Genomic DNA, 11075 nt, shown 5'->3' on the forward strand with positions numbered 1-11075 from the left:
CTGCAGCGCGGCGACCGGCCGGTCGCCGAGCTGCAGCGTCAGGCAGTCGCTGGTATCCGCGTCCGCCGGCTTGACGTCGTAGCCGAACAGGGCGCGGTAGAAGCCGACGACGGCCGACGCCCGGTGGGTCACCAGCTCGTGCCACACGGGCGTGCCCGGAACGCCCGTCAGCTGCGCGCCGGTCAGCTCCTGGCCCTGCCACACGCCGAACGGCGCCCCCGCCGGGTCGGAGGCCAGCACCAGCCGCCCCGCCTCCTCCGCGGACAGCGGGCCGACCCCCACCGTGCCGCCCAGGCAGCGGATCCACTCCGCGGCCTCGTCGGCGTCGTCGCTGGCGAGGTAGGTGGTCCAGGCGGTCGGCAGCCGCACGCCGGGCGCGAGCTCCCCGAGGCCGGCCACGTCCCGGCCGCCGACCGTGGCGCGGAGGTAGGGCCCCAGCCGGCGCGGCCCGGGGCTGTAGAAGGCCCAGCCGAACAGACCGGCGTAGAAGTCCTGGATCGCCTCCAGGTCGTGCGCCAGGAGACTCGTCCAGCACGGGGTGCCCGGCGCGCGCCGGCCCTCACGTGCTCCTGGCCGGGGGGAGCCCCAAACCTCGGTCATGTCACTCTCTCCTCGGACCATCGTGGTGGCCGCGCGTCCCGCAGCGGGCCGCGGCGCGCGGGGGTGGTACGGGACGGGGCACGACCAGATGGTTGCACCACCTGCCGTCACGCGCCCCCCGGCCGCGCCGGGACGCCCGGGTTCCCGCAGGAGAATGCCCGGAATCGCGGGGCAGTACCGTTCCGGCGCCCGCGCGGGTCACGGCGGGCGGAGGCGCCGCCCAGTATCGATCAGGTGTACGCGGCCCCGCCAGGGGGCCGCCCACCGCACGTCCGGCTACGCCAGGATGGGGTCCATGAATGCCATCATCACCGCAGCCGAACTCATGAACGCGTCGGCGGGCGGCCGACCGCCGGTCCTGCTGGACGTCCGCTACCAGCTCGGGGGCCCGCCCGGGCGGCCGGAGTACGAGGCGGGGCACATCCCCGGCGCGGTCTACGTGGACCTGGACAGCGAGCTCGCCGGCCCGGCGGGGAAGGAGGGCCGGCACCCGCTGCCGGACCTCGCCGTCTTCGGCGCGGCGATGCGCGGGGCGGGCGTCCGCTCCGGCGGCGACGTCGTCGTCTACGACGGGGGACAGGGCTGGGCGGCCGCGCGGGCGTGGTGGATGCTGCGCTGGGCCGGGCACCCGTCCGTACGGGTCCTGGACGGCGGGCTCGCCGCCTGGCGGGCGCAGGGCGGGCCGGTCACGGACGAGCCGGCTCCCGTGCGCGAGGGCGACTTCGTCCCGGCGCCGGGGGCGCTGCCGCTGCTCGACGCGGACGGCGCGGCGGCGCTGGCCCGCCGGGGGCTGCTGCTGGACGCCCGGGCGGGGGAGCGCTACCGCGGCGAGGTGGAGCCGATCGACGCGGTCGCGGGCCACATCCCGGGCGCGGTCTCCGCGCCGACGACGGAGAACGTGGCCGCGGACGGGCGGCTGCGCCCCGCCGCCGAACTCGCGGCCCGGTTCGGAGCACTGGGCGCGGTGGACGGCACCGAGGTGGGCGTCTACTGCGGCTCGGGCGTCTCCGCCGCGCACGAGCTGCTGGCACTGGCCGTGGCGGGCATTCCGGCGGCCCTGTACGTCGGCTCGTGGAGCGAGTGGTCCTCCGACCCGTCCCGCCCGGTCGCCACGGGGGCCCTGCCGGGCTGAGCGGTTGCCGGCCGGCCCGGAGCGCGATTCGGCGCGAGGGGCGGTACGGCACCGCCGGCCGGGATCGTTGTGGCTGAGCGCCGCGGCGGCGGTGGGGGAGTGCGGGGAGCCCGCACCGGGCAGGGCGGGCCACCGGCCGCGCCGGGCCGGCCGTGCGTGTGGCCTTCCGGCCGTTGCGGAGGCGGTACGGCACCGCCGGGCAGGAGCGTCGCGGCTGGGCGCCGCTGCGGCGGTGGGGGAGTGCGGCGGGCCCACATCCCTCAGGGCGGGCCACCGGCTGTGCCGGGCCGGTCGTGCGTGTGGCCTTCCGGCCGTTGCGGCAGCGGTACGGCACCGCCGGGCAGGGCCGTTGTGGTCGGGCGCCGCTGCGGCGGTGGGGGAGTGCGGCGGGCCCACATCCCTCAGGGCGGGCCACCGGCTGTGCCGGGCCGATCGCCCGCGCGGGCTTCCCGCTGATGCAGCGTGAGATCCCGCGGGGGGACGCGGATGCCGTGCCTCGCCCCCCTTCCGCCGCCGTGGTGGTGAGCCCCCGCGGCGCGGACCGGCGGTGCCGGGTCGGCCGTACGTGCGGTCTTCCCGGCGGCCTTCCGCCCGTGTGCGCTGCCGTCGGCGCCCCCGGTCCGCGCCGGGGGACTGACGGAGGGTCACTGCCGTAGTGGTTACTCCTGTTTCTTGCGGCGGGTGCCGAAGACGATCTCGTCCCAGCTGGGGACCGCCGCGCGCCGCCCCGGCCGCACCCCGTCCGCCTCGGCCTGACGGTCCGTCGTGCCGATCAGGCGGTCGCGGTGGCCGGCCACGGACCGCGGCATGAGGACGTCCGCGTACGCGGCGCCCGCACTCGCGGCCGGTGCCGGCGGCTCGACGGCCTCCGGCACCTCGGACGGTTCGTCAGCGGCCTGCGCCGCCGAGGCCGTTTCGGGCACGACCATGTCGCCGCGGAAGCTGGGCACCGCTTCGAGCAGGCTCGTCAGCGAATCCCGCTCTTTGCCGGGCTCCTCGGCGGGCTCGGCCTCCGGCTCCGGCGGGGCCGGAGGCCCGGAGGACGCCTGCTGCCGGTCCAGCGACCGGTCGAGGGGCCGGTCCCGCGGCAGCCGGGCGATCCGGGGCACGAACGGAAAGCTCGGCTCGGGCGTGTCCTCGGTCTCGCCGATGAGCGCGCGGGCCTCGTCGTCCATCGCTTGAACGATCCGCCTCGGCGGGTCGTACGACCAGCTCGCCGCGTGGTGCTCACCTGCCGCCCGGTAGACGAGCAGGACCTCCCACGTGCCGTCGTCCCGGCGCCAGGAGTCCCACTGCGCGGTGTCCTTCTCCGCCCCGCGCAGCATGAGCCGCTCGGCGACCGCCTCGCCGAGGAGAGGGCCGCTGTTCTCGCCGGGGCGGCGCACCGCCGTCTTGCGGGCGCGCTCGGCCATGAACGCGCGCTCGGCCAGGACCGGGCCCTCGAACCGGCGCACCCGCTCGACGGGAATGCCGGCGAGCTGCGCCACCTCCTCCGCCGAGGCGCCTGCACGTATCCGCGCCTGGATGTCGCGCGGGCGGAGATGGCTCTCCACCTCGATCTCGATCTGCCCCAGGCGAGCACGGTCGTTGCGTACGGCGGCGCGCAGCCGCTCGTCGATGGGAAGGGTGTACTCCGTGCTGTCCGCAGCCTTGAGCACCAGCCGTGTGCCGTCGTTGGAGACGGCCACGACACGCAGTTCGGGCATGGGGACCTCCCGGGTGGTGCCTGCCGACGTCACGTGCGTCGCTGCTTCCGCTAGTCGAGTGTGGCCTGCCCGGGTGCAGCCTGCCACAACATTGCCGAGTTGACGGGGGTGAGAGCCGCTGGGGCCCCGCCCGTTGGGTCCGGGCAGCCGGACGGGACACCGGGGCCAGGGCTCGCCACAGTACTCCATTCGGGCCACTGGGGGTGGAATGGCGCGCCATCGAAGTTCACGCGGGAGAAGGGAGTTGATCGTACCTATCGGGCGCGAGGGCGGTTGCACGGGTGTCGAGGTTCACACAATCGCCAGATTCGGAACTGTTCGTTACGCTCGAATGTCTCTTCTCCCTGCAAGACGGACCCAAGGGCTACACAGAGGCAGGAGATGGACGGCAAAGGCGAAAGCGAGGCAAAAGCGAAGAACAAGCGTCTGGAGCTGAGCCTCGCGCAGGTCGCCGGGAGCGCCCTCGCGGCGGTCATCGCCGCACTGCTCGCGGGCAGGCTCGGGGTGTACGGCACGGTCCTCGGCGCCGGCGTCGTGAGCATCGTGGCGACGTCCGGTGGCACGATCTTCCAGCACTTGTTCAAGCGGACCGGAGAGCAGCTCCGCGAGGCGACCGCGCAGGCGGCGAGACCGAAGCTCCGCCAGGTGCCCGTGCAGGACGCGGGCCGTGCGGTCAGCCGCGCGGCCGCGGCGGCGCGGGGCGCGGAGCCCGCCGCGGGCGGTGACGACGAGGCCACACGCCTGTTGCACTCCGTACGCGAGGCGCCGGAGCCCGGCGGCGCGTACGCGGGCGCGCATCCTGGGACGCGCGCCGACGAGCACTCCTTTGCGTACACGGACGCCTACACTCCGGCCACGACGCACGGCACCCGGCTGCGCGGCTGGAAGCGCCCGCTGCTCGCGGCCGGGGCGGTCTTCGTCCTCGCCATGGGCACGCTCACCGCCGTCGAGCTGGTCAAGGGATCCAGCGCGGACGGTGGCGGCTCGACCACGGTCGGCCAGATCTTCGACGGCGGGAAGGCGCACGACGGGAAGCCGCAGAAGCAGGACCCGGCGCCCGACCGGTCTCCGGACCGCGGCCGCTCCCACGACGGCGGCGACGAGGGCGACGGCGAGCAGCACCGGCCCGGCGGCGGCTCCGGCTCCACGCCCGGCCCGGACGCGTCCCGCGAGGGCGGTGGCGACGGCTCGGGCAAGCGGTCGCCGGAGCCGTCGGGGGTGCCGTCCTCGGGGGGTGCCACGCCGTCCCCTAAGCCGGAGCCTTCAGGGAATCCGTCCGCGTCGCAGGGCGGCGACGGCAAGGGGGGCGGTGCCGGCAGTCAGGGGGCGGCCGGCGGGCCGGCGAGCCCGAAGTCGTCGGCCGGCGCCGTCTCGTAGGGCGCGGCCGTACGGCTCCGCCGGGGTGCTTTGTCGGCTGCGGGCCGTAGGTGGCTGGTCGCGCAGTTCCCCGCGCCCCTATCGGGGCGCGGCCCCTGAGAAGACTGCCGACCGCAGGTCCTACTCCCCCAGCACCCGCCGCAGATACCCGTTGCCGAACACCCGGCCCGGGTCCAGCCTGTCCCGTACCGCCGTGAAGTCCGTCCACCGGGGATACGCCGCCGCCAGGTGCCCCGCGTCGCGGCTGTGCAGTTTGCCCCAGTGCGGCCGGCCGTCGTGCGCGGTCATGATCTGCTCGGCGGCCCGGAAGTACGCCTGGTGGGGAGCGCCCCGGTACATGTGCACGGCGATGTAGGCCGTCTCCCGGCCGTAGGCCGTGGACAGCGGGATGTCGTCGGCCGGGGCCGTGCGGACCTCGACGGGGAAGGCCACGCGCAGCCGCGAGCGCTCGATCGCGGCCCGCAGCTCGCGCAGCGCCGGCAGCGCGGCCTCCCGCGGCAGCGCGTACTCCATCTCCAGGAAGCGGACCCGGCGCGGGCTGGTGAAGACCTTGTACGGGACGTCCGTGTAGGTGCGGGCGGACAGGGCGCGGCCGGTGACGCGGGCGATGCCCGGTATCGCGGCGGGGACGGCGCGGCCGGCGGCGCACAGGGCGCCGAAGAGGCCGTTGGACAGCAGCTCGTCCTCGACGAAGGCGCCGATCCGGCCGGGCGGGGCCGCGGGGCCCGCGCTGCGGTTGTTGCGCTTGGTGACGCAGCTGGTGGTGTGCGGGAACCAGTAGAACTCGAAGTGCTCGTTCTCGGCGACCAGCTGGTCGAACTCGGCCGTGACCCGGTCCAGGGGCATCGGCTCCTCGCGGGCCCGGAGCAGGAACTCCGGCTCCACGGCGAAGGTGAGCGCGGTGATCACGCCCAGCGCGCCGAGCCCGAGCCGGGCGGCCGCGAAGACCTCCGGGTTCTCCTCCGCGGAGCAGGAGAGCACCGAGCCGTCGGCGGTGACCAGCTCCAGGCCGCGGACCTGGGCCGAGAGGGAGGCCGAGGCGCGGCCGGTGCCGTGGGTGCCGGTGCTGACGGCGCCGGAGACGGTCTGCTCCATGATGTCGCCCATGTTGGCCAGCGACAGGCCGTGCGCGGACAGCGTCTCGTTGAGCTGCCGGAGCGTGGTGCCGGCCCCCACCGTCACGGTGCCCGCCGCGCGGTCGAGGGCGCGCAGGCCCGTGAGGCGCTCGGGGCGCAGCAGCAGGCCGTCGGTGGCGGCCGCGGCGGTGAACGAGTGGCCGGTGCCGGCCGCCTTCACCTTCAGGCCGTCCGACGCGGCCCGGGTGACCGCGGCCGCGACCTCGCCCGCCGTCGCCGGGGCCACGGTGCGCGCGGGGCGCGCGGTGACGTTGCCCGCCCAGTTGCGCCACGCGGGCGATCCGGCCGCCGCCCTCGTCCTAGGCGACGACGCCCTTGCTGCGGCCGTCCCGGTCCTCGTGCCGGCCGTCGTGCCCTTGGTCGTTCCGGTCGTCTCCGTCATGCGCGTCAGACCCTCCCCTCGCCTGCGGCACGGAGGCCTCCGGCCGCTGCTCTGCCTGCGTGCGGAGCCGGCGGTACCCCAGGAACGCGACCGCCGCCGCGAGCGCTCCCGCCACCCCGGACACCGCGTACCCCGCGGCGGCGCCGCGGGCGTCCACCACCCAGCCGGCGGCCGACGACCCCAGCGCCACGCCGACCGCGAGCCCCGTGCTCGTCCAGGTCATGCCCTCGGTCAGCTGAGCGCGCGGTACGTGCCGTTCGACCAGGGCCATCGTCGTCACCATGGTCGGTGCGATCGACAGCCCCGAGACGAAGAGCGCCACGGCCAGGAACGGCAGGTTCCCGACCAGTTGGAGGGGGATCATACTCACGGCCATCGCACACACGCCCACGAGCCAGCGGCGGGCCATCTCCCCCTTCAGCGGCAGGAGTCCGAAAACCACCCCCGCCGCGCAGGAGCCCAGCGCGTACGTCGCGAGCACCAGGCTCGCCATGCTCTTGTGGCCCTGCTCCTCGGCGAAGGCGACCGTCACCACGTCACAGGTGCCGAAGATCATGCCCGTCGCGACGAACGTGGCCACGAGGACCTGCAGGCCGCGCGAGCGCAGCGCCCCGCCGCGCGCCCGCCGGTCCTGCGGGTGCGGCTCGGGCTCGGTGCCGCGCTGCGCGGTCAGCCAGAACACCCCGGCCGCCAGGAAGCAGGCGGCCAGCAGCGGGCCCGCCTCCGGGAACCACTGCGTGCAGAGCCCGATCGACAGGATGGGGCCGAAGATGAAGCACACCTCGTCGACGACGGACTCGAAGGCGTAGGCCGTGTGGAGCTGCGGGCTGCCCGCGTAGATGGCCGCCCAGCGGGCCCGCACCATGGAGCCCACGTTCGGCACGCACCCGGCGCAGGCCGAGAAGACGAACAGCGTCCAGTCGGGCCAGCGCTGCTGCGCGCTCAGCAGCAGGCCCGCGGCGGCGGCCAGGGTCACGAGCGTGGCCGGGCGCAGCACCCGCCGCTGGCCGTACCGGTCGACGAGCCGGGATATCTGGGGTCCGAAGACGGCGGCCGCGATGGCCAGGGTCGCGGAGAGGGCGCCCGCGAGGCCGTAGCGGCCGGTGATCTGGGAGACCATCGTGACCACGCCGATGCCGAACATGGACAGCGGCATGCGGCCGAGCAGGCCGGCGGCCGAGAAGCTCCTGGTGCCGGGGGCGGCGAAGATCGCGCGGTAGGGGCTGGGCAACGACGGCTCCCTGGGGGTCGGGGGCGGGACGGATCGAGGGTGCCGTAAGGGACGTAGGTGGCCGATACAGCTTACGTGGGCACGTTTGTGCGGCGCACCGCCATTTCCTGCCTGTCAGTGACGAGTGGCAGGATCGGACCCATGTCGGATCAGCCAGCGCACGCCCCCTACGACGCCCTGCTGTTGCTCTCCTTCGGCGGCCCCGAGGGCCCGGACGACGTCGTCCCCTTCCTGGAGAACGTCACGCGCGGGCGCGGCATCCCCCGCGAGCGCCTCAAGGAGGTCGGGCAGCACTACTTCCTCTTCGGCGGCGTCAGCCCGATCAACGACCAGAACAGGGCGCTGCTCGGCGCCCTGCGCAAGGAGTTCGCCGAGCACGGCACGGACCTGCCGGTCTACTGGGGCAACCGCAACTGGGCGCCGTACCTGACCGACACCCTGCGCGAGATCGCGGCCGACGGCCGGCGCCGCGTGCTCACCCTCGCCACCAGCGCCTACGCCTCCTACTCGGGCTGCCGCCAGTACCGGGAGAACCTGGCCGACGCGCTGGCCGCCCTGGAGGCGGAGGGCATGACGCCGCCCCGCGTCGACAAGCTGCGGCACTACTTCAACCACCCCGGCTTCGTCCGCCCCATGGCCGACGCCGTCCTCGCGGCCCTCGCCGAGCTGCCCGAGGCCGTCCGCGAGGGCGCGCACCTCGCCTTCACCACGCACTCCATCCCGGTCGCCGCCGCGGACACCTCCGGCCCGGCGGAGGGCCACGGCGACGGCGGCGCCTACGTCGCCCAGCACCTCGACGTGGCCCGCACGATCGCGGAGACGGTCCGCGAGGAGACCGGCCGGGACCACCCCTGGCAGCTCGTCTACCAGTCCCGCAGCGGCGCCCCCCACATCCCCTGGCTCGAACCCGACATCTGCGACCACCTGGAGGCCGCGCACGCCGCCGGCGTCCCCGCCGTCGTCATGGTCCCCATCGGCTTCGTCTCGGACCACATGGAGGTCAAGTACGACCTCGACACCGAGGCCACGGCCAAGGCCGCGGAGCTCGGCCTGCCGGTCGCCCGCGCGGCGACCGTCGGCGCCGACCCCCGCTTCGCCGCGGCGGTCCGCGAGCTCGTCCTGGAGCGCGCCGCGACCGAGCGCGGCGAGCGGCCCGAGCGGTGCGCCCTGGGCGCCCTCGGCCCCTCGCACGACCTCTGCCCCGCCGGCTGCTGCCCGGCCAGGGCCCCGCGCCCGGCCGCCGCCGGAGCCGACAGCCCGTACGCCTGAGCCGCGAGCCGCGAGCCGCGAGCCGCGAGCCCGGCCCGTACACGCCCGATCCGTACGCCCGATTCGTACGCCCGATCCGTCCGTCTAAGGAGCACCAGCACCGTGAGCGAGACCCTGAAGGCAGAACTCCTGGCCGTGGCCCTGGAAGCGGCCGACCGCGCGGGGGCCCTGCTCCGCGACGGGCGCCCGGCGGACCTGGGCGTCGCCGCGACGAAGACCAGCCCGATCGACGTCGTCACCGAGATGGACATCGCCGCCGAGAAGCTGATCACCGGCTTCCTCGCCGAGCACCGCCCCGACGACGGCCTGCTGGGCGAGGAGGGCGCCAGCCGCGAGGGCAGCACCGGCGTCCGGTGGGTCATCGACCCCGTCGACGGCACCGTGAACTACCTCTACGGCCTGCCGTCGTGGTGCGTGTCCATAGCCGCGGAGCTCGACGGCGAGACCGTCGTCGGCGTCGTGGCCGCCCCGATGCGCGGTGAGACCTACCGCGCCGTGCTCGGCGAGGGCGCCTACGAGGGCGAGCGGCGCCTGGCCGTGCGCCCCGCGCCCGGCCTCGACCAGGCCCTGATCGGCACCGGCTTCGGCTACCTCGCCTCGCGCCGCGCCGCCCAGGCGGAGGTCCTGCGCTCCCTGCTGCCGCAGGTGCGCGACATCCGGCGCGGCGGGTCGGCCGCGATCGACCTGTGCGACGTGGCCTGCGGCCGGCTCGACGGCTACTACGAGCGCGGCCTGAACCCCTGGGACTACGCGGCGGGCGCGCTGATCGCCCGCGAGGCCGGGGCGCTGACGGGCGGCCGCCCGGGCGAGCCCGCCTCCACGGAGCTCACGGTCGCGGCCCCGCCGGCCCTCTTCGAGCAGCTGCAGGGCCGCCTGGAGGAGCTGGGAGCCTGGCAGGGCTGAGCCCCGCCCGAGCGGCCCCCGGCGGCCGCTGAGCGCCTTCCTGCGGCATGACGACGCCCCGGCCCCCTCGCGGGGGCCGGGGCGTCGCCGCCGATGCCTCGGATCAGGCGGCCGAGACCTTGACGCCGTGCTCGGCCGCCAGGCGGTGCAGGTCGTCCAGGGCGGACTGCTCCACCTCGGCCGTGTACTCGTCGCCCATCCTGCGGGCCTGGTCCCGTTCGCTGCGGGTGGTCTCTATGCGCTGCAGAATGCCAGCGGTGAACGCGTCCATGGTGCTGCGCCCCCTCGTCGTGGGTCGATGGCACGGGGGTGTGCCGACGGCGAATCGATCGCGCCCCTGCCCTGGCGCGGGCGGGCGTGCCGTAGTGGCGGGCCGCCACTGGGCGTGATCGCGGGTGTGCAGACGTCTTCCCCAGCGCCGTCCGCGGGGAAACCTCCCGTCCGGAACCAATCCGTGACCGGGCCGGAAACCGCTCCGGCCTCGCCCCCCGGCAGCGGTCCGGCCACGATCCGGAACGACCGGCCGGCAGGCCGGCCCCCCACCGCCCCTTACAGCCGGTTTACCGAGGTTCGAGGCAGGATGGAGGGACCCGCAAGGGGTGTCTCATGCCTGCCCGCCCGGGCCCGAAGGGAAGGATCAACGCCGTGCGCGTACTCGTCGTCGAGGACGAGCAGCTGCTCGCCGATGCCGTCGCCACCGGACTGCGCCGGGAGGCCATGGCGGTCGACGTCGTGTACGACGGTGCCGCCGCCCTGGAGCGCATCGCCGTCAACGACTACGACGTGATCGTCCTCGACCGCGACCTGCCCCTCGTCCACGGCGACGACGTGTGCCGCAAGGTCGTCGAGCTCGGCATCCCCACCCGCGTCCTGATGCTCACCGCCTCCGGCGACGTCAGCGACCGCGTGGCGGGCCTGGAGATCGGCGCCGACGACTACCTCCCCAAGCCCTTCGCCTTCAGCGAGCTCACCGCCCGCGTGCGGGCCCTCGGCCGGCGCACGACCGTGGCCCTCCCGCCGGTCCTGGAGCGCGCCGGCATCAAGCTCGACCCCAACCGCCGCGAGGTCTTCCGCGACGGCCGCGAGGTCCAGCTCGCCCCCAAGGAGTTCGCCGTCCTGGAGGTCCTCATGCGCAGCGAGGGCGCGGTCGTCTCGGCCGAGCAGCTCCTGGAGAAGGCCTGGGACGAGAACACCGACCCCTTCACCAACGTCGTCCGGGTCACCGTCATGACCCTGCGCCGCAAGCTCGGCGAGCCCCCGGTGATCGTCACCGTGCCGGGCTCCGGATACCGGATCTGACCTGATGTCCCCCACCTCCAGCCCCTCCGGCGCCCCCGCT

General features: G+C 75.3%; 10 protein-coding genes. 5 read left to right on the forward strand and 5 right to left on the reverse strand.

Features of this window, described 5'->3' with window-relative positions; genetic code table 11:
• Positions 1-600 (reverse strand): VOC family protein (locus tag ACSNOH_RS29310; protein ID WP_436724465.1); only part of this gene is annotated, 600 nt, incomplete at its 3' end.
• Between the two features lie 295 nt (positions 601-895).
• Here ACSNOH_RS29310 and ACSNOH_RS29315 point away from each other — a divergent pair.
• Positions 896-1732: a sulfurtransferase gene (locus ACSNOH_RS29315; RefSeq protein WP_436724466.1), complete on the forward strand. Its 837-nt coding sequence runs from the start codon at positions 896-898 to the stop codon at positions 1730-1732.
• Positions 1733-2391: 659 nt separating this feature from the next.
• On the opposite strand, the gene sepH is transcribed toward ACSNOH_RS29315, so the two are convergent.
• Positions 2392-3471, reverse strand: a complete 1080-nt coding sequence (sepH, locus tag ACSNOH_RS29320) for a septation protein SepH (protein WP_436724467.1) — start codon at positions 3469-3471, stop codon at positions 2392-2394.
• A 348-nt stretch (positions 3472-3819) separates the two neighbouring features.
• Here sepH and ACSNOH_RS29325 point away from each other — a divergent pair, with 348 nt between their 5' ends.
• Positions 3820-4815: a hypothetical protein gene (locus ACSNOH_RS29325; protein WP_436724468.1), complete on the forward strand. Its 996-nt coding sequence runs from the start codon at positions 3820-3822 to the stop codon at positions 4813-4815.
• Positions 4816-4935: 120 nt separating this feature from the next.
• Here the strand turns inward: ACSNOH_RS29325 and ACSNOH_RS29330 are convergent, their stop codons facing one another.
• Complete coding sequence (locus ACSNOH_RS29330; protein ID WP_436724469.1) at positions 4936-6333, reverse strand: D-arabinono-1,4-lactone oxidase; 1398 nt, start codon at positions 6331-6333, stop codon at positions 4936-4938.
• A complete protein-coding gene (locus ACSNOH_RS29335) occupies positions 6251-7564 on the reverse strand; it encodes an MFS transporter (protein ID WP_436724470.1) in 1314 nt (437 codons plus the stop codon). The genes ACSNOH_RS29330 and ACSNOH_RS29335 overlap by 83 nt, the downstream gene beginning before the upstream one ends.
• A 141-nt stretch (positions 7565-7705) precedes the next feature.
• On the opposite strand from ACSNOH_RS29335, the gene ACSNOH_RS29340 reads away from it, so the two are divergent.
• Both ACSNOH_RS29340 and ACSNOH_RS29345 read left to right on the forward strand, forming a co-directional pair.
• Positions 7706-8833 (forward strand): ferrochelatase, encoded by a 1128-nt coding sequence (locus tag ACSNOH_RS29340; protein ID WP_436724471.1) that lies wholly within the window; start codon positions 7706-7708, stop codon positions 8831-8833.
• Between the two features lie 102 nt (positions 8834-8935).
• The gene (locus ACSNOH_RS29345; protein ID WP_436724472.1) at positions 8936-9736 is read left to right on the forward strand and encodes an inositol monophosphatase family protein; all 801 of its coding nucleotides are present in this window, start codon (positions 8936-8938) and stop codon (positions 9734-9736) included.
• A gap of 103 nt (positions 9737-9839) precedes the next feature.
• On the opposite strand, the gene ACSNOH_RS29350 is transcribed toward ACSNOH_RS29345, so the two are convergent.
• Positions 9840-10007, reverse strand: coding sequence for a hypothetical protein (locus ACSNOH_RS29350; RefSeq protein WP_436724473.1), 168 nt, complete (start codon positions 10005-10007; stop codon positions 9840-9842).
• A 374-nt stretch (positions 10008-10381) separates the two neighbouring features.
• Between ACSNOH_RS29350 and ACSNOH_RS29355 the strand changes: the two genes are divergently transcribed.
• A complete protein-coding gene (locus ACSNOH_RS29355) occupies positions 10382-11035 on the forward strand; it encodes a response regulator transcription factor (RefSeq protein WP_436724474.1) in 654 nt (217 codons plus the stop codon).
• The last annotated feature ends 40 nt before the right edge of the window (positions 11036-11075 follow it).

The sequence above is a fragment of the Streptomyces sp. URMC 127 genome, from assembly GCF_051386535.1.
Classification (GTDB): Bacteria; Actinomycetota; Actinomycetes; order Streptomycetales; family Streptomycetaceae; genus Streptomyces.